Source organism: Marinifaba aquimaris, assembly GCF_013328345.1.
Lineage (GTDB): Bacteria > Pseudomonadota > Gammaproteobacteria > Enterobacterales > Alteromonadaceae > Marinifaba > Marinifaba aquimaris.
On sequence record NZ_JABULX010000011.1, the window covers coordinates 47,909 to 72,585 of the forward strand.

The following is a 24,677-nucleotide window of genomic DNA, read 5'->3' on the forward strand; positions in this document are numbered from 1 at the left end:
GTGACGCTGTTTGAGCTGGATCAATGAAACTTTTATCAGATGCTAGCTGCTTGATTTATAGACTAAAATTTACAACTTGTAGTAAATTAATATTTGCCAAATTTTCAAGGCGAGCTAATCTCATTTATATAAGTTATTAAGGATTATATCTTTACCAAAAAGAAAGAGAGTTATATGTCAACTGAAAATGCGCTACTAACCATTCTGGTAGAAAAAATTAAAAACGATTCACTTGTCTTACCTACATTACCTGAAATTGCCGTTAAGGTCAGAGAATGTGCTGACGATCCAGATGCCAATTTGGCTATGATGGCTGACGTAATTGCTCATGATCCGGCGCTTTCTGCACGCATGCTTAAAATAGCAAACAGTGCTTACATTGGTCGTTCAGTTAAGGTAGAGACATTAAACCAAGCGGTAACGCGTATTGGTTTACGCCAAATTAAAAACATCGCTACAGCACTTGCGATGGAGCAACTATTCGTATCTAAAAACGATCTAGTTAAAGCTTTTATGGATAAAGTATGGAAGTTATCTATCGAAGTGGCTTCCGTATCAATGGCATTGATGAAGGCTTACTTGGTTGAGCACAAACACACATCGTTAAATTTAGACACTATTACACTGGCTACTTTGGTTCACAATATTGGCGTGCTGCCAATCTTAACTGAAGCAGAACGACATGAAGAAGTATTTGCCAACCAAGCATTTTTAGAAGGTGCTATTGCTCGTCTAGCTGGACGCATTGGCGGTAGTATTATGCGCTCTTGGGAGTTCAGTGATGACTTTATCGAAATCGCTGAAAAGTGGAATGATTTAAGCCACGAACACGATGAGCCAGGTTATTTGGATTTCATTCGTGTAGCAGCTGTTTATTGTGATGTACTACCAATTGATGACGAAAAAGTCGATTTCTATCAAGAGTATGTTGATAAGGGCATATTATCTTCTACCGACTTCATTGAATCCGAAGAGTTCTTGCAAGCATATAATGATGCAAAGACCGTTTTTGCTTAAGTAGAAACAATCTTTTGCCTACATTAAAGCGCTCTTTTGAGCGCTTTTTTTGTTTTATTAGCTTCGTGTGAACAATTGCGCCTAGCCAAAAAGCACTCTAAGTTGTTAAAATCAGCGCATTAATTAAATCAAATAAGAATGAGAGCAGAATTCTAATGGGCAGAAGTTTTGAAAACCGCAAAGCCTCAATGGCAAAAACCCAGGGTCAAAAGACGAAGGTTTATTCTAAATACGGTAAAGAAATTTACGTTGTAGCAAAAAATGGCGGTTCAGATCCTAATGCTAACTTAGCCCTCCGTCGTTTGATGGATAAAGCTAAGAAAGATCAGGTTCCAACACACGTAATAGACAAAGCTATTGATAAAGCATCTGGTGCTGGTGGTGAAGACTTTGTGAGCACTCGCTACGAAGGTTTCGGTCCAGGCGGCTGCATGGTGATTGTTGACTGTTTAACAGATAATACGAACCGCACAGTTAAAGACGTTCGTAACTGTTTTACTAAAACTGACTCTAAAATTGGTGCTCAGGGTTCTGCTGCACATATGTTTGAACATCAAGCTATTTTCGCTTTCAAATCTGATGATGAAGAAGCGGTTTTAGAAGCATTGATGACTGAAGATGTTGATGTAACTGATATTGAAGCCGATGAAGGCATCATTACTGTTTATGCTCCGCATACAGAGTATTTTAAAGCAAAAACAGCTTTAACTAACAGTTTTGAAGGTGTAGAACTAGAAGTTGATGAAATCACCTTTGAGCCACAGACAACAACGGTAATCAGTGGTGATGATGTAGCGGTTTTTGAGAAGTTTATGAATATGCTTAACGATTGCGATGATGTACAGCACATTTATCACAATGCAGAAATTGAAGCGTAATTAATTAACCGCTCAATCATTAGTAAAAAGCCTGGTTTTAACCAGGCTTTTTTGATGCTTTGCTTATTGAGCAGCAGGGCTTAATAACACCTTTAACCTTTCAATAAAACGCGTAATTTCAGCAGACATCAGGATAAAGTCCGCATCTAACCTTGCTAACTTATCATCCACCGTGATGTCTTCATTTTGTTCTTTTAATTCATCACTGAATTTTATACGTTTAATGGTGAGGTCTTCTTGTAATACGCAGCTGATACTCTCATCCCAATCTAGGGCGAGTTTTGTAACATGCTTACCGTTATCTAAATGCGCTTGGATTTCATCACTTTCTAAATCGACGTTTTTACAACGTATGGTACCTTCTTCATCGCCCATTTCTTTAAACTCTGCTTCAGTACCTAAAACAAAATCGTTCGGTTCATTACCTCTAACCCAATCGTTTAGCGTCAGCATTACCGGTGATTCAATCTCAAGTGGGATGATTGGAAGTGAGCCTAATGTTTTACGTAAAAAGGCCAATAACTCTTCAGCTTTTGAACTACTTGATGCTTCAACTACAATCCAGCCTGCTTTCTTATCGATATAAGCGCGGGTGATTGATGATTTAACAAATGCTTGAGGAAGTAGGGCGTGAACTAAATCTTCTTTGATATTTTGTTTTTCTTTACCTTTGACTTTTCGCCCTTCAGCGATCTCAATCTGCTTACATTTTTCTTCAACTTGCTCGCGAATAACCGCAGCAGGTAGTACTTTTTCCTGTTTCTTTAACGCTAACAAAAAGAAGTCTGCAGATTGATGGGCTAGATTATGTGTACCCTCTGCAAGTGATGCTGTCCAACCAAAAGATTGCAGTTCGGTTTTGCCGCAAGGTTGGAAGACAAATTCATTCAGCGCTTGGTTAAGTGCTTCTTGGTCGTACTCAAAGGCTTGGGTGAATTGGTAAAAAAGGGCGTTTTTAAACCACATAGTAGACTCTTTTTAATATAGTTAAATTTCTGGGCTGAACACTAGGGGAGTTGAAGAGCAGATGCAAGTAAAAGTGCTGTTAATTAACTTTAAGCTTGTTCATCAACTTTTTGTGTATTGAGTTTTGTCGTTAATAGCTCGAATCGTTTGGTTTGGTCAGCATCAAGTGATAATTTATTGAGTGTTGTTTTACATTTTTCGAGCATTTCTTCGTGATGAGATTGTAAGCCACCTCTTAATTTTTGATCACTTAACACCTGTAATAAGTTCAAAGCGATACGTGGGTTTTTTGGCATTAAACGCAATGCATCAGAGAAGGCTTGAATCGCTGGCTCGTTTTGGTTTCGTTGGAAAAACTGAACTGCCATATTGTTGAGCTCACGAGGAGAGTGTTGGATCTCCTGTCTTTCTTTACTTTCTTGTTTAATTAACTTACTCAGTACTTTTGTACTGATGTCAGGCTCTTCTTCAATTTGTGTTTCAAGTGAAGAAAGCAGTTCTACCGCTTTTTCTTTATAACCGAGTTCATGAAATGCTTTTGCTTTATCAATATTATCTTCGATATCATTACTATCTGATTGTGAATCCATCACAGACTTAATAAGTTGCTGTGCTTGTTTTTGTTCATTTTTAAGATAGTGAATTCTTGCCTGAGTAACGGCTATTTTTTCTCTGGTTTCAGGGTTATTGGGGAATTCATTACGCATTTCATCGATGAACTTCTCAGATTGCCTTAAAATAGTGTGCGATTCTTCTTCTGTCAGTGTTAACGCTAAATCGACGCCTGTTCTTGCAACTGTCAGATAAAGCTCTGGTGTATCATGAATAGAGCGTTTACCAAATTTAGCCATATTTTTAGCAGCTTCAAACTGACCTGAATAATCATGGAGCAACCTTGCAAGGTTCAATACATCTTTGTGGCGTTTAATGTTCCGAGGTGATAATGATGATGCTTTGTGAAATTCCTGATACGCCGCTTCATAGTCTTCTTGGTTGACGTGATACTGAGCGAGCATATCTAACGCCGCTAAACGGCTATCGGGTCTTAATTGCAGTTCAGCAAGAATAATTTTAGCTTCTTGTTCTTTATCTTGAGCCAATAATGATTTGGCTAAACCTACTGATGCCCAAGTGAATTTATGATTCGCTAATAATTGAGAATAAAACGATTCAGCCTCTTCATAAGCTGATGTTGATAATAAAATATCACCTTTTAAACGCATCAACAATGGGATCATTGATGCCAACTTAGGGTTTTCTAAACTACGTTCAATTAAGTTTAGGGCGTGCTGGCTTTTACCTTCATCTAGCGCTTTATAAATACCTTGAAGTTTTTGTTTCTTATTGAGGACTCGGGTTAATCTGTCATTGAGCTCTTTAGCTGAAAAAGGCTTTACCAAAAAGTCATCCGGTTGCAGTTCAACAACACTGTTGACTAAGGCTGCACTGGTTTCAGCACTGACAAAGATAAATGCCGTGGTCAAAGGTACATGACCTTTCGATTTAAGCTCTTCAAATAAATGAAAACCGTCTTTATCACGACTTAGGTTAAAGGAACAAATGATGACATCAAATTCCATCCGCTCGCACAACCTTAATGCATAAATGGCATTTTCCGCTAGCTTAACCGATTTGATGCCCAAGCTTTCCAATGCTCTTTTTAATGAGTTTTGAGCGAGAGGTTGATCATCAATGATTAAGACTTTCAGATTTTTAAATAAAGGTTGATTCATAAAACCTGTAGAACGGTGTGTTTTTAATAGCTTAGGTTATGAATGCATAATAGGGAAAGCTCACTGAGATTAAAACCTAATTTATGCAAAAAAATGTGTATAAACTGAGGGTTAGCTGTGCTCGATATCATATCGAGCACACTAAACTAGAGCTTGTGATTTTTGATCAAACTGGCTAAAGCAAATGTCGCCATTAAAATAGTTGAAGCAGCAAATATGACTAACATCCAACCCGGCATAGAAAGTCCTAAAAATTGCCAACTTATTTCACCGCACATACCTCTTGGTTCAAACACACTTGGAAACCAAACATGTGGATTAAACCATGCAGGGAAATCTGGAATAGTATCGCAGACAGCAAATAATGGGTTGGGTTCGTTTTGGACTTCAAGATGATCATTTGCAATTTTTAAACCCCAAATACTACTGGTCAATACTGCAATATAACTGATACTTCTACACCAAGCATTTTCTGGTTTTATTAATGCAGGTATGGCGCCCAATGCCATGCCAAATATGGCGAGTCTTTGATAAATACATTTGATACAGGGTTCTAAACCCATGGCATATTGGAAATAAAGCGCTGCTACTTCTAATAATGCACAAATGACAAAGACTAAGCCCCATGAGGTTCTTTGATGTGAGAAGTTAATGAGTGTTTGCATAAATTCTTCTTATAAAAAAGCCGAGCATAGCTCGGCTTAATTCAAACTAATTTAGGTTAAGCTATCTTAATGACCAGAACCGGCTGCTTCAACCCCTTCTGTCGCAACATGATGGTGAATTAAACCAGCATCATACATAGATTGCGTCATATCAGGTAATAAGAACCAAGTTGTCAACAAGCCAACAATCGTTAGTACGATGGTATACGGTAGAGCCATAATGACCATACGTCCGTATGAAAGTCTAACTAACGGCGCAATAGCACTTGTTAATAGAAACAAAAAAGCTGCTTGACCATTGGGGGTTGCAACACTCGGTAAATTAGTACCTGTATTGATTGATACCGCTAATAAGTCGAATTGATCCCGAGTGATTTGGCCCATATCTAACGCATGTCTCACTTCGGTAATATACACAGAGCCTACAAATACGTTATCTGAAACCATTGATAAAAGCCCGTTAGCGATGAAAAACATGGTTAATTGCACATCACCTTCAAAAGACAAAACCCATTGAATAACCGGTATAAATAAAGCTTGGTCGATAATAACGGCAACGATTGCAAAGAAAACACAAAGTAGGGCGGTGAACGGTAATGCCTCTTCGAAAGCTTTACCCAGTGCATGCTCTTCTGTGATACCACAAAAACTCGTCGCTAAAATAATAATTGAAAGGCCAATTAAACCAACTGATGCTAAGTGCATCGCTAATGCAACGACTAACCAAACAGCTATGACAGCTTGAATGGCTAACTTAGCATTGTCACGAATATTGCGTTTTCTATCTTGCTCTTTGTCGTAGTCACAAAGGATTTTATAGACAGAATCCGGTAGCTCAGAACCATACGAGAACGTCTTTGTTTTTTCGACTAAGAAGGTCGTTAATAAACCGAAGAAGAATACTGGAATAGTGACAGGCGCCATGCGAAGCGCAAACTCTAAAAAGCCCCAACTTGCTTTATCGGCAATGATAAGGTTTTGTGGTTCGCCAACCATTGTCATTACACCGCCAAGGGCAGTGCCGACACCAGCATGCATTAATAAGTTTCTTAAAAATGCACGGAATTTATCTAAATCTTCTCTAGATACATGACAAAGATGTTCATCGGTGCCGTGGTCGTGATCGTCGTTGAAACCTTTACCTGAAGCGACTTTGTGGTAGATAGTGTAGAAACCAACGGCTACGCTAATAATGACTGCAATTACTGTCAGCGCATCAAGGAAGGCTGATAATACAGCCGCAGAAAAGGTAAAAGATAGCGACAGGACTATTTTTGACCTAATTCGAGTCAATAGTTTGGTAAACGCAAACAGCAGTAAGTCCTTCATAAAGAAGATACCTGCAACCATGAAAACTAAGAGTAATACAACTTCTATATTGACTTCTATTTCATGCATGACAGTATAAGGGGACGTCATGCCTATCGCGACAGCTTCTAGTGCTAATAAACCACCTGGTTGGAGAGGATAACACTTCAGTGCCATTGCCAGAGTGAAGATAAATTCAAGTACTAGCAACCAACCAGCGATATAAGGGTCGATACTAAAAATGATGGGGTTTAGTATTAAAAAGGCAATAATGGCCTTTTTGTACCAGTCTGGAGAGTGCCCCAGAAAATTGTTATATATGGCTCTGGGTAATGATTCCTGCATTGTAGGCGCCTCGTTAGTAAAAACTAAACTATGAACTTTATTTTTATTGAGTATTTATCATAGTGCTAATGTGTGAAAACTATAGATTTTCAGGCGCGTAATATACATTAATTAATTTATATTTGGGTAAAAAATATTTAATTTCTTGTATCTTATTTAGCGGCTGCGTTACTATTCGCTTTTCCTAACCAATAAAAAGAAGAATAACAGGGAGTTAAGTTATGTTTGTAAAGGCGCAAAGCCCTGCAAATTTTGCTGAAGAATACATAGTTGAGTCCATTTGGAATGGTCGATTCCCTGTTGATAGTATTTTACCTGCTGAGCGCGAGCTGTCTGAATTAATTGGTGTTACAAGAACGACCTTACGTGAAGTATTGCAAAGGCTGGCTAGAGATGGCTGGTTAACGATACAACATGGTAAACCGACTAAAGTTAATAACTATTGGCAAACGTCCGGTTTAAACATTCTTGAGACACTGGTAAAACTCGACGCTGAAAAAGCGCCACAGCTCATTGATAACTTACTATCAGCAAGAACTGACGTGTGCGGGATATATGTCCGTAATGCGGTCAAAACCAATCCTGAAATTGCTTTGTCTGCATTTGATGGGTTAGCGGAATTAACTGATACGGGTCATGATTATGCAGAGTTTGATTATCAGCTTTATCACAAGTTAGCTCAAGCCTCGGATAATCCAATTTACATGCTAATTTTAAATGGTTTCAAAGGCCTGTATTCTAAAATCGGTTCATTCTATTTTGGCTTTCCAGAGTCAAGACAATTGGCACAGAAGTTCTATACAGAACTGAAAGAGCTAGTTGAAAAAGGTGAGCACGAAGCGGTGTTACCACTTATCCGTAAACACGGTTTTGAAAGTGGTGAAATTTTCAACCAATATAAGGCACAACTTAGTATTTAAATCTCTATACTGAGAATCTCCGACTTTACCGGGCAAGACGCAATAGATTTTAGCTTGTTATTGCTTTGCTTGGACTTCAGATGTACATTAAATCCCCATAATCTATGCAGATGCTTTAATACCTCCTGACTAGAATCAGCTAGGGGTACATCATTTTGTGGCGTATGACATAAAGTTAAAGAACGATCGCCTTGTAAATCAACGTCATAAACCTGAATGTTTGGCTCTAAGTTACTCAAATTATATTGAGCTGATAATCTTTCTCTAAGTTGTTTATAGCCAGAATCATTGTGAATAGCATCTACTGATAAAAAGGGTTTGTTTTCATCATCGTGTATATGAAAAAATTTAAAGTCTCTCATAATTTTTGGTGAAAGGAATTGATTGATAAAACTTTCATCTTTAAAGTTTTCCATTGCGAAATGTAGGGTTTCCAGCCAATCAGCACCTGCAAATTCCGGAAACCAAGCTTTATCTTCATCTGTTGGTGTTTCACAAATTCTTCTAATATCACACATCATGTTAAACCCAAGTGCGTATGGGTTTATTCCAGAGTAGTAGGGGCTGTTAAAGCTGGGTTGATACACAACATTGGTGTGATTGTGTAAAAACTCCATCATGAATCTATCTGTAACTAGGCCTTCATCATATAAGTGATTCAAGATGGTGTAATGCCAAAAGGTGGCCCATCCTTCATTCATTACTTGGGTTTGTTTTTGTGGGTAAAAATACTGTGATATTTTTCGAACAATTCTGACTACTTCACGCTGCCAAGGCTTTAAAAGCGGGGCATTTTTTTCAATAAAGTACAAAATGTTCTCTTGCGGTTCTTTGGGAAAGCGCTTTGTTTTTTTCTTTTCTTCATTTGGCGTATCAGGAATTGTCCGCCAAAGCTCATTAACTTGAGACTGTAAGTAATTTTCGCGCTCTTTTTGTCTTTTTAGCTCCTCGTGCATTGATATTTTTTGAGGTCGTTTATACCTATCAACACCAAAGTTCATCAAGGCATGGCATGAATCTAAAATATCTTCTACTTCATCAATACCATACTTTTGCTCACACTCATGAATATAATTTTTAGCAAAGACTAAATAATCGATGATTGAATTTGCATCCGTCCAGGTTTTAAAAAGGTAGTTGTTTTTGAAAAATGAGTTATGGCCATAACTTGCGTGAGCGATAACAAGCGCCTGCATAGTAATGGTGTTTTCTTCCATTAAATAAGCAATACAAGGGTCTGAATTAATTACAATTTCATAAGCAAGCCCCATTTGCCCGCGTTTGTAATTCTGTTGTGTTTGGATAAACTTTTTACCATAGGACCAGTGGCTATAACCAATAGGCATTCCAACGCTGGAATAGGCATCCATCATTTGCTCGGCGGTAATGATTTCAATTTGATTGGCGTAGGTATCTAATTTGTAATGTTTAGCTACCCGTTTGATTTCTTTGTGGTATTGATCAAGTAAATCAAAACTCCAATCTGGGCCGTCAGACAGTACTTTTCTATCAGTTTTTGCGGTATTCCCCATTGATAAACCCTCTAAGCAGTTTGCTTTTTAAACAATTCTCTAAAGACAGGGTATATGTCCTCCTGACCCTTAATATGTGCGATTGCTAAATGGTCACATGCTTCTTGTAAATGTTGATATTCACTCCATAGCGTCTGATGAGCACGTTGAGTTATTTCTATGTAGGTGTAATAACGAATTAGCGGTAAAATATCTTTAGATAATATTTCACTGCAAAGTGGTGAATCATCAGCCCAATTATCGCCATCTGAAGCTTGCGCGGCATATATATTCCACTCGTCGCTTGGATAACGCTTTTGGATGATGTCTTTCATCAATTTCAATGCGCTGGATACTATCGTTCCGCCCGTTTCTTGCGAGTAAAAAAATTCTTGCTCATCAACTTCTTTAGCTTGCGTATGGTGTCTAATGTAAACAACATCTATATCTTTATAGGTACGGCTTAAAAATAAATAAAGTAAAATATAAAAGCGCTTTGCCATATCTTTGGTAGCTTGATCCATCGAACCTGAAACATCCATTAAGCAAAACATAACTGCTTTACTTGTCGGTACTGGTTTTTTATCAAAATTACGATACCTAAGATCAAATTCATCAATGAAAGGGACTTTTTTTATCTTTGCTTTAAGCGCTTTAATTTCTTTTTCTAGGATTAAGACCGCAGAGTGGTGACTTTTTTCATCCTCTTTGAGGTTGGCTAAATCTTTTTCAGCCTGTTTGAGTTGTTTCCTATCTTTACCCGTTAACGCTATCTTTCGAGATAATGCGTTTTTTAAAGACTTGACAATATCGATATTGGCAGGGGTGCCGTCTGATTTAAATCCAGCTCGGTAGGTTTTGTATTCAACAATTTTGTTGAGCTGGTTTTTTTTAAGGTTTGGTAGTGCTAAGTCTTCAAACAATAGGTCTAAGTATTCATCTTTAGAAATTTGAAAAACAAAATCGTCTTCTCCTTCACCATCTTGAGAAGCTTCTGCTCCTTTACCTTGACCCGCGCCACCTTCTGGACGTTTAACTTTATCGCCGGTGACAAATTGATCATTACCGGGATGAACTTGATCAGTAATTCCTCCTTTACCATGATGGAAAAAAGGCTCAGTAATGTCTTTACTGGGTATACTGATGCTTTCACCAGATGTTAAATCAGTGACACTGCGTTTGTTTATAGAATCAGATACCGCTTTTTTTATCTGTTGTTTGTAGCGACGCAAAAAACGTTGCCTGTTAACAGTACTTTTGTTTTTTGCGTTTTCTCTACGATCAATAAAATGCGCCATACTTCTCTCCGAATTGAGTTACGAAGATTTACGAACGCGTAAATACCATTCAGATAAAAGTCTAACTTGTTTTTGGGTGTAACCTTTCTCCATCATCCGTGCGACAAAGTCGTCGTGTTTTTTCTGATCTTCAGCAGATGGATTTGCGTTGAACGAGATAACGGGAAGTAGCTCCTCAGTATTGGAGAACATTTTCTTCTCAATCACTGTTCTTAATTTCTCGTAACTGGTCCAATTAGGGTTTTTACCATTATTGTTGGCTCTAGCGCGAAGTACAAAGTTAACGATCTCGTTTCTAAAGTCTTTAGGGTTAGAAATACCCGCTGGCTTTTCAATTTTTTCTAACTCGTTATTGAGCGCTTCACGATCGAATAGCTGGCCAGTATCTGGGTCTCGATACTCTTGGTCTTGGATCCAAAAGTCAGCATAAATTACGTAGCGATCAAATATGTTTTGCCCATATTCAGAGTAGGATTCTAAGTATGCTGTTTGAATTTCTTTACCAATAAATTCTACGTATTGAGGAATCAGGTAACCTTTTAAGTGTTCTAAATATACATCAGCCAGCTCTTTGGAGAACTGCTCTCGCTCAATTTGCTGCTCTAGGATATAAAATAGATGTACTGGGTTTGCTGCAATCTCAGTATGATCAAAATTAAACACACGCGAAATGATCTTAAAGGCAAACCGCGTTGATAAACCATTCATACCTTCGTCAACACCTGCAAAATCACGGTATTCTTGCATTGATTTTGCTTTTGGATCGGTGTCTTTTAAGCTTTCACCATCATAGACTCGCATTTTAGAATACAGATTAGAGTTTTCTGGATTGACTAAGCGAGATAAAACACTAAATTGCGCCATTATTTCGAGTGTACTCGGTGCACAAGGCGATTTGTTAAGTTCACTCGACTCAATTAGTTTTTGATAGATTTTGATTTCTTCAGAAACGCGCAAACAATAAGGCACTTTGACAATGTAAACACGATCTAAAAAGGCTTCATTGTTTTTGTTGTTTCTAAAGCTTTGCCATTCTGATTCGTTCGAATGCGCTAAAATAATGCCCTCATAGGGCAAAGCTGACATGCCTTCTGTTGGGTTGTAATTACCTTCTTGGGTTGCTGTTAGCAAGGGATGCAGCACTTTGATCGGTGCTTTAAACATCTCAACAAACTCCATAACACCCTGATTAGCTTTGCAAAGTGCACCCGAGTAACTGTATGCATCAGGATCATCTTGAGCATATTCATCGAGCATTCGAATATCCACTTTACCGACTAAAGCAGAGATATCTTGATTGTTGTCATCGCCAGGTTCAGTTTTAGCAATGCCTATTTGATCCAAAATTGATGGATAACGTTTCACGACTTTGAATTTTGATATATCGCCACCAAATTCATGTAAACGCTTACGTGCCCAAGGTGACATAATCGTTTTTAAGTAACGTTTAGGGATGTTGTATTCTGAAGACAATAAATCGCCGTCTTCATCACAATCAAATAATGATAAGGGATGGTCATTAACTGGAGAGCCTTTGAGTACATAAATAGGCTCTTTTTGCATAAGGCTTTTTAGTTTTTCCGCTAATGAAGATTTACCACCACCAACAGGGCCCAACAAATATAAAACCTGTTTCTTTTCTTCTAGACCTTGAGCGGAATGTCTAAGGTAACTAACAATTTGTTCAATTGCTTCTTCCATGCCGTAAAATTCTGCAAAAGCAGGGTAACGTGCAATAACTCGATTTGAAAATATCCGACTTAGACGAGCATCCTGCGAAGTGTCGACCATTTCAGGGTCGCCAATGGCAAGAAGTAAACGTTCAGCAGCATTAGCATAAACAGATTTATCTGTTTTACACATTTCGAGGAATTCACCAATAGTGAACTCTTCTTCCTGACTGGCATCAAAACGTTCTTGAAAGTGCTCGAAAATACCCATAAAACCCTCCGCAATTGCTAAGGAAAGATGAAAAAGGAAAAACGAAATTTTGAACAGGCTTATACTAAATTTAGTTGGGGTTTTGATAATTGCCCATAAAATAAGCAATTTTTATTACGAATGGGAAATAAGAAAGGTTTAAAAAAGATAAAATTAAACAAAAAAGCCCCGCAGGAGCGAGGCTTTCTATTAGGTTGAAAACTGCGCTTATTTAGCTAAGTTTTCTGCAACGAAGTCCCAGTTAACTAATGCCCAGAAAGCATTTAGGTAGTTAGGACGAGCATTACGGTAATCGATGTAGTAAGCGTGTTCCCATAAATCAACTGTCAATAAAGGTGTAACACCTTCTTCAGTGATAGGAGTAGCTGCATTTGACGTATTTACGATAGCTAAAGAACCATCAGCATTTTTAACTAACCAAGTCCAGCTAGAGCCAAAGTTGTTTACCGCTTTGTCATTTAATTGCGCTTGGAAATCTGCAAATGAACCGAATGCAGCGTTGATCGCATCTGCAACCGCACCTGTAGGCTCACCACCACCATTTGGGCTTAAACAGTTCCAGTAGAATGTGTGGTTCCATACTTGTGCTGCGTTGTTGAATAACCCGCCGTCAGAAGATTTGATGATTTCTTCTAAAGATTTGTTGGCGTTATCAGTACCTTCAACTAAACCGTTAAGCTTAGTCACGTATGTTTGGTGATGCTTACCGTAGTGGTATTCTAAAGTTTCTTGAGAAATGTGAGGAGCTAACGCGTCCATCGCATATGGTAATGCAGGTAATTCAAAGGCCATTATTATTCTCCGTAGGCTAATGTATAGGATTAAGGCAAAGCCTCAAGCCTTTCTATTCTAGATCAAAACAAAGTAAAAATTTACCTATAAGGATTAAGGGTTTTTGACTTTTTTCCAATTAACCAAAGATATAGGTATGAAATCTTTAAATTCAAGGCTTAATACCTGATTGAAGTTTAGGTTTTCTCTGGCGAGATAATCCCTTACAATAGGCATATAGTATTTAAGCAAGTTGAGAATAAGATATGTCGACTGAAACGATTGAAAAAATCAAACAGCAAATCGCTGAAAACCCAATTATTGTATACATGAAAGGTAGCCCTAAGTTACCTAGCTGTGGTTTCTCAGCGCAATCAGCTCAGGTTTTAATGAACTGCGGCGAACCTTTTGCTTATGTTGATATCCTACAAAACCCAGATATCCGTGCAGAGTTACCTAAATATGCCAACTGGCCAACTTTCCCACAGTTATGGGTTGAAGGTGAGTTAATTGGTGGTTGTGACATCATGTTAGAAATGTTCCAGCAAGGTGAATTACAAACACTGATCGCAGAAACTGCTGCAAAGTATAAAGATGAGGAAGCAGAGTCAACAGACGCTGAATAAAACCCATCAAAAAAGAGCAGGTTAGCTTTTAGTTAAGCACTGCTCTTTAATTACCTCGCCTTTACTTGTCTAAATATTCTTCATCATAAAAACTTCTTACCCATTCTGGTAAATATACAACCGCTAAAGTCATCGTCATACCATTAAGCAAAGCTTCAGGAAAGAGTAAAAGTGGTGTGATAATCAATAAATTATCGACTAATAGTGACCAAGTGAAATCACCATTTAACCAATATAAGGTTGCAATGGAAAAGCTTTTGGCACCTATGGCTAATGCTCCAGCAAAGAAGGCACAAATAAAAGTATATACCGCAAAGTGCCGCGGTAGTTTGTGATAAGCCCACAGATAAACGAAGTAACTAATTGCGATAGGGATCACTAGATCACATAAGGCATGAATGCCGAAATGTTGCCAACCTGTTGTGATGGTTTGATCAATGACTTTGTTGGTAATCAGTGCAATTAAACCAGCAACCAAAGCCAGGTGTGGGCCAAGAAAGAGAGAGGCTGCTGTAAGCCATAGGAAATGAACATCAAGACCTGGATATATGCCGGTTTTAAATGCCCAAAGTACAGTTAATGCGAAGCTGGTACCAAATACCAAGTGTTGTTTACTGCTATCAATTAGCAGCAACTGATAGTGTTTTTTATCAAAGCTGATAAAAAACACTAGTAGGGTTAAAGCATAGGCAATCAGTTGCCAACTAGTCATGCACTAAACTCTGTCCAGATTGGGGCGTGATCGGAAGGCTTCTCAATGCCACGCAATTCATAATCGATATCACTGTCTTTTGTTTTAGCTGCTAGACTTGGCGTTGCTAAAATGACGTCAATTCTCAGGCCGCGGTTATCATCAAAGCCTTTAGAGCGATAATCAAACCAGCTGTATCTGTCGTCTGCGTCTGGATGAATTTGTCTGAAAGTGTCTGTAAAACCCCAATCTAATAGTTTCGTTAGCCATTGTCGTTCTTCAGGTTGAAAAGAACATTTACCCGTTTTTAACCAACGTTTAGCATTGGGCTCACCGATCCCTATGTCTTGATCTTTAGGGGAAATATTAATATCACCCATTACAACAATTTGCTCATCATTAGAAAAGTGTTGTTCAAGTTCAACCATAAGGTCTTGATAGAACGCGCGCTTGTATGGGAACTTAGTCTCGTGATTGATGTTATCACCCTGCGGGAAGTAGCCATTAAAAACCGTAACTTCTTGTTCGTTTTCATCGAGGTAAGTACCAATGATCATACGCTTTTGTTTATCTTCATCATCCGTTTTAAAGCCTTTTTGTATCCGAACAGGCTTTTGTTTGCTCATAAGCGCAACACCGTAGTGAGCTTTCTGACCGAAAAACTCGACGTGGTAGCCAAGTGCTTCCACTTGTTCAATTGGAAAAGCATCATCGTGAACTTTGATTTCTTGTAAACCTATTACATCGGGTGAATGCTTGTTAATAAGTGCTTCTAATTGATGTATACGTGCTCTTAGGCCGTTAATATTAAAGGAAATTATTTTCATATCTTTTGCTAGATTTTCGATTGAATACAAATAAATTTAATGACAAGTTTACCAGTCTAGGATACGTCTGTAACCATTAGACTGGTTTAACTTTTATTGATTAAATCTTTTGTCCTTCAGTATGTTGAGGTGTAAAAATAGCTTGGGATGAAAAATCGTCAACATTAATTGTGGCTAATCTTGCTGCTTCTGCCTCAATCAAAGTTTGCGCCTCATCTTGGTTGATTTGACCCTTAGCTAATGCGTCCTTTGCTAACTCGTCCAATTGAGTAAAAGGAATAAAATGATCGCAGCTCGCCTGCAATTTTTTGTGGATACGATCAGCTGCTGTAATTAACTCCAAGGCCACTTCAAGTTCACCAAATAGATTGCCATCATCATTATCTAGGTATAAGCCTCTACCCAGTCTTGCTCTAAGCTCACAGGGCGTTTGAAGAAGTTTTGCAATCGTTTGCTCCGTTAAATCTGATGGTTTTTTCACTGGCAGCCCAAATGGGAATAATTTGATTTTTAGCCAGGTACCAATGAATGGAACAGGGAAATTATCAATCAAATCTAACATGGCACTTTGGCATTGGTACAAGCTGTCCTCAAGTGCCCATTGCAATAAAGGCAAATCTTCTTCACGTCGACCGTCATCATCAAAACGTTTCAATGCAGCTGTTGCTAAATACAATTGACTTAAGATGTCCCCGAGTCTTGCCGATACTCGTTCGTTGCGTTTAAGTGAGCCTCCTAACGTGGCCATTGCAAGGTCTGATAGTAGGGCTAGATTTGCACTAAAACGGTTTATGGTTTGGTAATAGCGTTTAGTTTGGTCATTAAATAAAGTCGCGCTGAATCTTGCGCCGGATAATGCAAACCAGACACTTCTCACTGCATTACTCAGCACAAAGCCTAAGTGTGAAGTGAGCGCTTTATCAAATGCATTGAGTGCATCCGCTTCATCTTGAATCTCAAGACAAGCCATTTCTTGAAGTATGTATGGATGACAGCGTATTAAACCTTGACCGAAGATGATCATATTGCGGGTTAATATATTGGCACCTTCCACTGTAATGGCGATTGGAACACCTTGATAACCGCGGCCGAGGTAATTTCTAGGGCCGAGCATAATGCCTTTACCGCCGTGAATATCCATGGCGTAATTGGCTACATCACGTGAACGCTCGGTTAAATGGTATTTGACGATAGCCGATATTACGGATGGCTTTTCACCAAGATCAATTGCCTGAGTAGACATTGAACAGGCTGCATCCATCAAATAAGCATTACCACCAATACGGCCTAAGGCTTCTTCAATGCCTTCCATTTTCCCTATAGGGAGTTTGAATTGACGGCGAATTTTCGCGTAGGCACCTGTAGCTAGCGCAACAGATTTGGCACCGCCAGTTGCGTTACTCGGCAGTGTAATTGCTCGGCCGACAGATAAACATTCGACTAACATTCGCCAGCCTTGGCCCGCCATTTTTGCGCCACCAATAATGGTTTCTATTGGCACAAAAACATCATCTCCTCTTATCGGTCCATTCTGAAAAGGGACGTTAAGTGGAAAATGACGACGACCAATATCAAGCCCGTCTGTATCTCTAGGGATCAACGCACATGTGATCCCAAGTTCTTTCTCTGAACCCAGTAATTGTTCAGGATCGAATAATTTAAATGCTAAGCCAACCAGTGTCGCGACGGGTGCTAACGTGATATAGCGTTTGTTGAATGTTAAAGCAATCCCAAGGATTTCTTCACCATCAATAATGCGTTTACATACAATGCCTTTATCTGGGATCGCTCCAGCATCCGAACCCGCTTCAGGGCTCGTTAAGGCAAAACAGGGAATTTCTTGACCATTTGCTAATCTAGGTAAGTAATAATCTTTTTGCTCACGTGTGCCATATTGTTGTAGTAATTCAGCCGGGCCCAGTGAATTAGGCACACCGACAGTGACGGCAAGCACAGTAGAAGAGGGCATTAACTTTTGTAATACACAGCTTTGTGCATAAGCTGAAAACTCTAAACCACCGTATTTTTTCTTGATAATCAACGAGAAAAATTTATGGTCCTTTAAGAATTGCCAAGTTTGAGGTGATAAATCACCGTCTTGGTGGGTCACTTGCCAATCATTGACCATTTGGCAAACTTGCTCAACGGGCCCATCAAGAAATGCTTGTTCTTCGTTAGTTAATCTAGGTTGAGGAATTTTATGTAATTTTGACCAACTCGGTTCGCCTTTTAATAAATCTGCTTCCCACCAAGTTGTTCCAGCTTCAAGTGCTTCTTTTTCTGTTTTTGACATGGCTGGCATGCTCTTTTTAAAAAAGCGCAGCGCCGGTTCAGATATCAATTGCTGACGAATACTGGTGACATTTAAAACACCAGCAAAGAGTAAAAAAACAAACCAAGTGAATTGACCGATACCAGCGAACAATGTGCCGAGTAATAACCAAGCACCAATACTCATAGTAAAGGTTGTTAAAGAAGACTTGTGGTAAGCCAAAAAACAGAAAAGGGTAATTAAACCCAATAGCCAAAATGTATATTCCATAGTTACTCCATGTCTAACTGGTACGACCAGTTTAACTAAAGCTTAGATAAGCAAGCATTAGACTGCAAGTTTAGTCTAGTAAAGAGTAGAAGACTTTGAAAATCAGTAGGTTAAAAATTGGTGAAATATATAGAATGATTAGGTTGAGATATAGGGAGTGGTAAATAAAAGAAACCCTGACATCGCAGGGCTTCTTTAAATCTAAATTAAGCGTGTTATTAAAGCGCAGCGATTGCAGCGTTTAATGTAGCGCTAGGACGCATTGCTTTAGAAGCAAGCTCAGCATTTGGTTGGAAGTAACCTTCAACGTTCTGTGCTGGGCCTTGTGCACCGTTTAATTCAGCAACAATCTTCTCTTCGTTAGCTGTTAATGTTTCAGCTAATGGAGCGAATTTTGCTTTTAATGCTGCATCTTTATCTTGAGCCGCTAATTCTTGTGCCCAGTAAAGTGTTAAGTAGAAGTGTGAGCCACGGTTATCGATAGAGCCTAACTTACGTGCCGGCGACTTATCGTTTTGTAAGAATTTAGCTGTTGCTGCATCTAAAGTATCAGCTAATACTTGTGCTTGTGCATTGTTAGCAAAGTTACTGATGTGCTCTAAAGAAGCTGCTAAGGCTAAGAATTCACCTAATGAATCCCAACGTAAGTAGTTTTCTTTTTCGAACTGTTGTACGTGCTTAGGCGCAGAACCACCAGCACCTGTTTCGAATAAACCACCACCATTCATTAATGGAACGATTGATAACATTTTAGCTGAAGTACCTAATTCTAAGATTGGGAATAAGTCAGTTAAGTAGTCACGTAATACGTTACCTGTTGCAGAGATAGTATCTAAACCTTCTTTACAACGCTTTAATGTCACTTTAGTTGCTTCTACTGGCGATAAGATTTGGATATCTAAACCGTCAGTATCGTGGTTTGGTAAGTATGCTTTAACTTTAGCGATCATTTGCGCATCGTGTGCACGGTTCTCGTCTAACCAGAAGATAACTGGTGTGTTTGATAAACGTGAACGCGTAACAGCTAATTTAACCCAATCTTGGATTGGTGCATCTTTAGCTTGAGACATACGGAAGATGTCACCTGCTTCAACAGGTTGTTCCATTAATACAGAGCCGTTATCAGAAACAACTTTGATTGAACCTGCACCAGAAGCTTGGAACGTCTTATCGTGTGAACCGTACTCTTCAGCTTTCTTAGCCATTAAACCAACGTTAGGCACTGTACCCATAGTTGTTGGATCGAATGCACCGTTTTCGATACAGAACTTGATAGTCTCATCGTAAACACCTGCGTATGAACGATCTGGAATTACTGCTTTTGCGTCTTGCTCTTTACCTTCAGCGTTCCACATTTTACCGCCACCACGGATCATAGCTGGCATTGAAGCATCAATGATAACGTCTGATGGTACGTGTAAGTTAGTGATACCACGGTCAGAATCAACCATAGCTAATGCTGGTGCTTCTGCGTATAACGCTTCGATGTCTGCTTTGATTTCAGCTTGTTTAGCTTCGTCTAATTGACCTAATTTAGCGTATAAATCACCGATACCATTGTTAACGTCAACAGATAAAGGCGCTAATGCATCAGCGTGCTTTTCGAATACGTCTTTGTAGAATACTGAAACACATTGACCAAAGATGATCGGATCAGAAACCTTCATCATTGTCGCTTTCATGTGAAGCGAGAATAAAACGTCTTGTGCTTTCGCGTCAGCGATTTGCTCAGCTAAGAAAGTTTGTAAAGCACTTGCGCTCATTACAGATGAATCAATTACTTCACCTGCTTCTAAAGGTGCGAAACCTTTTAATTCAGAAACTGAACCGTCAGCAGCGTGGAATTCGATTTTAAATTGGCTATCAGCGTCAACTGTTACTGATTTTTCAGAACCGTAGAAGTCACCACCAGACATGTGAGCAACGTGTGCTTTAGAATCTGATGCCCATTTACCCATGCGGTGTGGGTTGTTCTTAGCATATTGCTTAACAGAACCTGGTGCACGACGATCAGAGTTACCTTCACGTAATACTGGGTTTACTGCAGAACCTAATACTTTAGCGTAAGATGCTTTGATTGCCTTTTCTTGGTCGTTTTGTGGCTCTTCAGGGTAGTCAGGTAATGCGAAACCTTTACCTTGTAACTCTTTAACCGCAGCAATTAACTGAGGGATAGAAGCAGAGATGTTTGGTAACTTGATGATGTTTGCTTCAGGAGTCTTGGCTAATTCACCTAATTCAGCTAATGCATCAGCTGTTTTTTGATCTTCTGGTAAGTATTCAGATAAGTTCGCAAGAATACGACCCGCTAAAGAGATATCACGCGTTTCAACTGCAACGCCAGCAGGTGCTGCAAAAGCTTCAACGATAGGTAAAAAAGAATGAGTAGCCAATGCTGGCGCTTCATCTGTAATGGTATAAATAATCTTTGGCGTGTTTGTGCTCATATTATTTCCTATTTTATAAATGACACATGGGTCGGTTGTCGTTTCAAACTGACAGTTGAGCAATCTTTACTCATAACTGAGTTATCTCGACAATATTGATTTTTTTCGCGCGCTAGTATAGCAGTAGATGTTTTATTAGAATAGGCAACCACTATAGCTTTTCGCTATCTTTAATATTCAGCAAACTTTGTAGTGCAGAATGATTTATAAATAAAATAAATAGTGAGGCTGGCTGTGCCGCGATCTAAACGTTCTCCATTTGGCTCAAAGCCACACCAATCAACTAATAGCAATAAAAACAAACCATTTGTTCGTGCGCCATCAAAAAAGAAAAGAGTAGCGAAAGCTAAGCCTGAAAAATCAATTGTTGTTTTATTCAATAAGCCTTTTGATGTACTCACCCAATTCACTGATGATGATAATCGTCAAACCTTAAAAGATTTTATTAACATCAAAGATGTATACGCTGCTGGTCGTTTGGATAAAGATTCTGAAGGCTTGTTGGTATTAACTAACGATGGTGCCATTCAAGATCTTATTTCTCACCCGAAACATCACAAAGAAAAAGAGTATTGGGTTCAGGTTGAAGGCATTCCCGATAACACTGCTATTTCAAAATTAACAAAAGGTGTTGAGCTCAAAGACGGTATGACAAAACCTGCAAAGGTTAAAATCATCGAACAACCAAGCATTTGGCCTCGTCATCCACCTATTAGAGAAAGAAAAAATATCCCGACGACTTGGCTATCTATCATCATTAGTGAAGGTAAAAATAGGCAAGTAAGGCGCATGACCGCCCATGTTGGGCACCCAACACTTAGGCTAGTACGAGCGAGTGTGGGCGAATATCAATTAGGTGATTTACAGCCTGGCCAGTTGCAAGTAATCGAGTTTAATTAACGAAAAGACATATATCCTATTGACATGTTAATGCTGTGTTAATTGTAACCAAACTTTAAAAACCGCTATTTTATTTCGAGTTCTTCAAAATTGGCTTCTAAGCTTAGGGAGTAGCACTCAGGGGCCATTGCAATGCGGGTTATTATCGCTTTTTTCACTGCTTATATGATTGCTCAGGCGCACGCACAAGAGCGACCAGTTGTCGATGTCACGGTAGAAACTGATATTTATTTCTACGCACTAGAAATCATGGATGGGCGTTTGCCTGTAGAAGTTGATAATTTTGAGGGTTTGCATACCCAGCGCGATGTAGTCGAATTTATCTTAGTGCAAAAAGCCATGGCATTAGGTGGCTTAGATGTCGAATTCAATATCACACATGGCAATTATGACGCTAGAAATCCCAAACTGCTTGCCCGGGGGTTATTACTCATTTCTTTTGACACGATTTGGATGTCAGAAGCATCACTAATAAAAGATAACGTTTACATCTCTGATGCAATGGTAAGAAAGGGGGAGTTTTGGGCCGGTGTTTATACTTCTCCTGACAATCAAAGTGCGCTAGGTATCAGAAGCATAAAAGAATTTCAAAAACACACGGTCGTTTCAAGTACCGCTTGGCGTACTGATTGGATGACACTACAAGCGATGAAACCACTTGACCTAATTGATGAAAGTGATTGGATTTCCATGGCCAAAATGGTTAGTAACCAGTGGATTGATTTAATGTTGATCCCATTTACCGCAAAAAGGCCGTTCGAATATCGAGGCCATGACTACCGCGTCGTTGCTATTGAAGGAGTTAAAATTAAGCTTGATGATAGTCGTCACTTTTTAGTATCAAAAAAGCATCCTTTGGGACGTGAGACTTTTGATGCATTGCAAAAAGGCTTAAAGATACTAAGAGCCAACGGCACAATCGAACGCGCTTATCACGATTCGGGCTTTATTAATGACTTAGTGGCAGATTGGATTATTTTGAACGAATAAAAAACGGCTTAATTGTCATAACAACTAAGCCGTTGATGATATGGGTTAGCCTATTTACTTACTTAGGCCCAACTACTCGTTTACTGTCTTGCCAAGTTGTTGACCATACATGTGGTGACTGAACATAATGCACTTTGTTACCATTGATAATACCGCGAGTAACATAGTTGTAATAGTAATCCTTATCTGAAGTTGATAAGAAGCCATTGAGATTTAAACCTGCATCATCACTCACATTGATATCAATTAAACCCAAGCCACGATCAGCTTGATAATACTGGGTGGTAAATTGTGTTAAAGACAATGGCAGGGCTAAACGGTAATTGCCATCTTCTGTTTGTAATAAGCTCACTGCACGATGATCGTATAAAGCGTCAGAATATGAACCTGTGTTACCCAAAACTAAAGTTTGAACTTCAGTCGGTTGATTAATATCACTGACATCAAATAACACTAGCTTAACGCCACCATCACCTTCGACTGAATCACTAGGTAACTCACTGACGTCGGTATCTCTATCTGTTTCATTAAAAACAGCGGGTTCTCGTAGGGCTAAATTGGCATCAACATCTTCACCAATACCTAACAGGTACTTATCAGAAAGCGGATGTAGATAGCTGCTAAAACCTGGGACCTCAAGCTCACCTGCTAAAATAGGATTCTCCGGGTCAGATAAATCAACAGAGTAGAGGGGATCAATCTGCTCGAATGTTACGATGTAAGCTCGATCGCCATAAAAACGAACGGCATAAACATCCTCATTAACCTTACCAATTTCCTTTGGTTGGTTTTCATTTGGTAATTGGGATACCAAATCTAATGTATTAGTTTGCTCATTGGTTTCAAATACATATAAATGATGATCCATGCGATCAGTTTCATCTTCGGTATTGGTTGTGGTCAGAACGCGCAAATGACCTTCGTGCTCATTCATCCGAAACGCTTCACCACGCCAGCCTAAGTATCCATCAACCTGTCCTGTCGCTTGATAATCGACACCGGTATCGGTTAATGCAAGTTTATGAATGGTGGTTTGCTGGTTAGTCCAGTTGTGGTTAGTTAAATAAATGGATGACTGCGACATGTAAAAACCATGTACATCAATATTAAGACAATTTGATTCAAAGTTAGATAAATCGTTTAAATCAAAAACAGTGACGGTTAATGTCGATGCATAACCGACAGAATCATCTTCACCTGCTGGTAAGAAACAGTTTGCACCATCTACAAGGCTTTGCGCATTGGTCTGATTAATTTCAACTGTAGGCAATAAGCTAGAAAGTGGAAGCTGCCCAACTAAGGTTTCATTATTTCTATACTCCACATCCGTTTGAGGTTCATAAATATAATCAAGCGGAATAGTTGGATAAAACTGACTCAAAACATAAAGTTTGTCATCAATTCTTCTACTTCTTACTAAATGGCCCGCAATGACCACTTCATCTGTAACAGTCGCATTAGCTGGGTCAGTCACATCGTATTTATTAATTGTGAAAGAGGGAGTAAAGACATTAGCCTCCTCATCTTCTAAATCAGTTGCGATTGAAAAAACATCCTGATTGACAATGCTGATGAGTTCATCGTTAGCTAAATATAAACCGTCGAGGTTTCCGCCTTTGTGCTGAGCAAATTCCGCTACCAGCTCCATACTGCCATCTTCAAGCTCTTGCAGTGCACGGATATAGCTCTCATTGTCAGTGATAGGTTCTATGATAAACGTTGAAGCTGCTTCTGCTTCAGGCGTTTCGACAAAAGGTTCATATAAAGGACTGTATTGATTGACACCAATAAACAGTGTTTTACCATCAAATTTAACAAGATCAGCTTCATCTACCCCAGCTTCAATTAAATTAGTTTGGCTAAATCCAGGTGTAGGCGAGGCGGTGCTATCTGCAAAAGATTCAACCAGCGCTGTGGGTCTTTGGATACCGGTATCACCCGTAAAATCTTTATTGAAGAAACTTTGATTACTCGAAAGTAGCAAGCCATTTCTAATTCTATTAAGCGTTTGCTCAGAACTGCTTGCTTGAGCCAACTTGCCGTGTGGATCAGAACTTTCAAGTTCTTTCATCTGGTAGGTATCTGTACCAGGTTTATTAGAAGATGAGCCACCACATGCTGAAACCGTTGCAACCAACATGGAGATGGCGGTGAATTTAAATTTATTATTTGAGTTAAACATAATGGTCCCTGTTTGATTAAATTCACAATAAATGTAACGCGTGGTTAAAAGCTAAACTGTATTTAACCTATTTGATGCTGTGAAAAAGTGTAACTCTTGCGTCAATTGCTAGGTGAGAG

19 protein-coding genes are annotated in these 24,677 nt (G+C 39.1%); 6 read left to right on the forward strand and 13 right to left on the reverse strand.

Features of this window, described 5'->3' with window-relative positions; translation table 11 throughout:
• Positions 1-174 precede the first annotated feature (174 nt).
• The gene (locus HR060_RS08965; protein ID WP_174199965.1) at positions 175-1,017 is read left to right on the forward strand and encodes an HDOD domain-containing protein; all 843 of its coding nucleotides are present in this window, start codon (positions 175-177) and stop codon (positions 1,015-1,017) included.
• 155 nt (positions 1,018-1,172) lie between these two features.
• On the forward strand, positions 1,173-1,895 hold the full coding sequence (locus HR060_RS08970; RefSeq protein WP_174199966.1) for a YebC/PmpR family DNA-binding transcriptional regulator: 723 nt from the start codon (positions 1,173-1,175) through the stop codon (positions 1,893-1,895).
• A gap of 63 nt (positions 1,896-1,958) precedes the next feature.
• Here HR060_RS08970 and rdgC read toward each other — a convergent pair whose 3' ends face one another.
• From rdgC to nhaB, 4 genes are all read right to left on the reverse strand, one after another.
• The gene (rdgC, locus tag HR060_RS08975) at positions 1,959-2,861 is read right to left on the reverse strand and encodes a recombination-associated protein RdgC (protein ID WP_174199967.1); all 903 of its coding nucleotides are present in this window, start codon (positions 2,859-2,861) and stop codon (positions 1,959-1,961) included.
• Between the two features lie 89 nt (positions 2,862-2,950).
• Positions 2,951-4,594: a tetratricopeptide repeat-containing response regulator gene (locus HR060_RS08980; protein WP_174199968.1), complete on the reverse strand. Its 1,644-nt coding sequence runs from the start codon at positions 4,592-4,594 to the stop codon at positions 2,951-2,953.
• A 146-nt stretch (positions 4,595-4,740) separates the two neighbouring features.
• Positions 4,741-5,259, reverse strand: coding sequence for a disulfide bond formation protein DsbB (gene dsbB, locus HR060_RS08985; RefSeq protein ID WP_174199969.1), 519 nt, complete (start codon positions 5,257-5,259; stop codon positions 4,741-4,743).
• Between the two features lie 66 nt (positions 5,260-5,325).
• A complete protein-coding gene (gene nhaB, locus HR060_RS08990; protein WP_174199970.1) occupies positions 5,326-6,912 on the reverse strand; it encodes a sodium/proton antiporter NhaB in 1,587 nt (528 codons plus the stop codon).
• Between the two features lie 221 nt (positions 6,913-7,133).
• Here nhaB and fadR point away from each other — a divergent pair, with 221 nt between their 5' ends.
• Positions 7,134-7,832, forward strand: coding sequence for a fatty acid metabolism transcriptional regulator FadR (gene fadR, locus HR060_RS08995; protein ID WP_174199971.1), 699 nt, complete (start codon positions 7,134-7,136; stop codon positions 7,830-7,832).
• Here the strand turns inward: fadR and HR060_RS09000 are convergent.
• From HR060_RS09000 to sodB, 4 genes are all read right to left on the reverse strand, one after another.
• Entirely contained in the window at positions 7,829-9,364 is a 1,536-nt protein-coding gene (locus HR060_RS09000) for a SpoVR family protein (RefSeq protein WP_174199972.1), read from the reverse strand. The two genes, fadR and HR060_RS09000, sit on opposite strands and share 4 nt — an antisense overlap.
• A gap of 11 nt (positions 9,365-9,375) precedes the next feature.
• Positions 9,376-10,641, reverse strand: a complete 1,266-nt coding sequence (locus HR060_RS09005) for a YeaH/YhbH family protein (protein ID WP_174199973.1) — start codon at positions 10,639-10,641, stop codon at positions 9,376-9,378.
• 18 nt (positions 10,642-10,659) lie between these two features.
• On the reverse strand, positions 10,660-12,582 hold the full coding sequence (locus HR060_RS09010; RefSeq protein WP_174199974.1) for a PrkA family serine protein kinase: 1,923 nt from the start codon (positions 12,580-12,582) through the stop codon (positions 10,660-10,662).
• A gap of 207 nt (positions 12,583-12,789) precedes the next feature.
• The gene (gene sodB, locus HR060_RS09015) at positions 12,790-13,374 is read right to left on the reverse strand and encodes a superoxide dismutase [Fe] (protein ID WP_174199975.1); all 585 of its coding nucleotides are present in this window, start codon (positions 13,372-13,374) and stop codon (positions 12,790-12,792) included.
• 245 nt (positions 13,375-13,619) lie between these two features.
• On the opposite strand from sodB, the gene HR060_RS09020 reads away from it, so the two are divergent.
• Positions 13,620-13,979: a Grx4 family monothiol glutaredoxin gene (locus tag HR060_RS09020; protein WP_174199976.1), complete on the forward strand. Its 360-nt coding sequence runs from the start codon at positions 13,620-13,622 to the stop codon at positions 13,977-13,979.
• A gap of 61 nt (positions 13,980-14,040) precedes the next feature.
• Here the strand turns inward: HR060_RS09020 and HR060_RS09025 are convergent, their stop codons facing one another.
• The 4 genes from HR060_RS09025 to HR060_RS09040 form a co-directional block, all read right to left on the reverse strand.
• Positions 14,041-14,691, reverse strand: coding sequence for an energy-coupling factor ABC transporter permease (locus tag HR060_RS09025; protein ID WP_174199977.1), 651 nt, complete (start codon positions 14,689-14,691; stop codon positions 14,041-14,043).
• On the reverse strand, positions 14,688-15,497 hold the full coding sequence (gene xthA / locus HR060_RS09030) for an exodeoxyribonuclease III (RefSeq protein ID WP_174199978.1): 810 nt from the start codon (positions 15,495-15,497) through the stop codon (positions 14,688-14,690). The genes HR060_RS09025 and xthA overlap by 4 nt, the downstream gene beginning before the upstream one ends.
• A gap of 100 nt (positions 15,498-15,597) precedes the next feature.
• A complete protein-coding gene (gene fadE / locus HR060_RS09035; RefSeq protein ID WP_174199979.1) occupies positions 15,598-18,039 on the reverse strand; it encodes an acyl-CoA dehydrogenase FadE in 2,442 nt (813 codons plus the stop codon).
• 218 nt (positions 18,040-18,257) lie between these two features.
• Entirely contained in the window at positions 18,258-20,486 is a 2,229-nt protein-coding gene (locus HR060_RS09040) for an NADP-dependent isocitrate dehydrogenase (protein WP_174199980.1), read from the reverse strand.
• A gap of 234 nt (positions 20,487-20,720) precedes the next feature.
• On the opposite strand from HR060_RS09040, the gene HR060_RS09045 reads away from it, so the two are divergent.
• Together HR060_RS09045 and HR060_RS09050 are read left to right on the forward strand one after the other, a co-directional pair.
• Positions 20,721-21,386, forward strand: a complete 666-nt coding sequence (locus HR060_RS09045) for a pseudouridine synthase (RefSeq protein WP_343044199.1) — start codon at positions 20,721-20,723, stop codon at positions 21,384-21,386.
• Positions 21,387-21,518: 132 nt separating this feature from the next.
• Positions 21,519-22,376 (forward strand): hypothetical protein, encoded by an 858-nt coding sequence (locus HR060_RS09050; RefSeq protein WP_246283132.1) that lies wholly within the window; start codon positions 21,519-21,521, stop codon positions 22,374-22,376.
• A gap of 58 nt (positions 22,377-22,434) precedes the next feature.
• Here HR060_RS09050 and HR060_RS09055 read toward each other — a convergent pair whose 3' ends face one another.
• Positions 22,435-24,558 carry a beta-propeller domain-containing protein gene (locus tag HR060_RS09055; RefSeq protein WP_174199982.1) on the reverse strand — a complete coding sequence of 708 codons (2,124 nt, stop codon included), beginning with the start codon at positions 24,556-24,558 and terminating at the stop codon, positions 22,435-22,437.
• Positions 24,559-24,677 lie beyond the last annotated feature (119 nt).

Bases quoted from the DNA above. Each gene is read 5' to 3' on its own strand.
- HR060_RS08965 (WP_174199965.1), top strand. From the start codon at position 175: ATGTCAACTGAAAATGCGCTACTAACCATTCTGGTAGAAAAAATTAAA.
- HR060_RS08970 (WP_174199966.1), top strand. From the start codon at position 1,173: ATGGGCAGAAGTTTTGAAAACCGCAAAGCCTCAATGGCAAAAACCCAG.
- rdgC (WP_174199967.1), bottom strand. From the start codon at position 2,861: ATGTGGTTTAAAAACGCCCTTTTTTACCAATTCACCCAAGCCTTTGAG.
- HR060_RS08980 (WP_174199968.1), bottom strand. From the start codon at position 4,594: ATGAATCAACCTTTATTTAAAAATCTGAAAGTCTTAATCATTGATGAT.
- dsbB (WP_174199969.1), bottom strand. From the start codon at position 5,259: ATGCAAACACTCATTAACTTCTCACATCAAAGAACCTCATGGGGCTTA.
- nhaB (WP_174199970.1), bottom strand. From the start codon at position 6,912: ATGCAGGAATCATTACCCAGAGCCATATATAACAATTTTCTGGGGCAC.
- fadR (WP_174199971.1), top strand. From the start codon at position 7,134: ATGTTTGTAAAGGCGCAAAGCCCTGCAAATTTTGCTGAAGAATACATA.
- HR060_RS09000 (WP_174199972.1), bottom strand. From the start codon at position 9,364: ATGGGGAATACCGCAAAAACTGATAGAAAAGTACTGTCTGACGGCCCA.
- HR060_RS09005 (WP_174199973.1), bottom strand. From the start codon at position 10,641: ATGGCGCATTTTATTGATCGTAGAGAAAACGCAAAAAACAAAAGTACT.
- HR060_RS09010 (WP_174199974.1), bottom strand. From the start codon at position 12,582: ATGGGTATTTTCGAGCACTTTCAAGAACGTTTTGATGCCAGTCAGGAA.
- sodB (WP_174199975.1), bottom strand. From the start codon at position 13,374: ATGGCCTTTGAATTACCTGCATTACCATATGCGATGGACGCGTTAGCT.
- HR060_RS09020 (WP_174199976.1), top strand. From the start codon at position 13,620: ATGTCGACTGAAACGATTGAAAAAATCAAACAGCAAATCGCTGAAAAC.
- HR060_RS09025 (WP_174199977.1), bottom strand. From the start codon at position 14,691: ATGACTAGTTGGCAACTGATTGCCTATGCTTTAACCCTACTAGTGTTT.
- xthA (WP_174199978.1), bottom strand. From the start codon at position 15,497: ATGAAAATAATTTCCTTTAATATTAACGGCCTAAGAGCACGTATACAT.
- fadE (WP_174199979.1), bottom strand. From the start codon at position 18,039: ATGGAATATACATTTTGGCTATTGGGTTTAATTACCCTTTTCTGTTTT.
- HR060_RS09040 (WP_174199980.1), bottom strand. From the start codon at position 20,486: ATGAGCACAAACACGCCAAAGATTATTTATACCATTACAGATGAAGCG.
- HR060_RS09050 (WP_246283132.1), top strand. From the start codon at position 21,519: ATGCGGGTTATTATCGCTTTTTTCACTGCTTATATGATTGCTCAGGCG.
- HR060_RS09055 (WP_174199982.1), bottom strand. From the start codon at position 24,558: ATGTTTAACTCAAATAATAAATTTAAATTCACCGCCATCTCCATGTTG.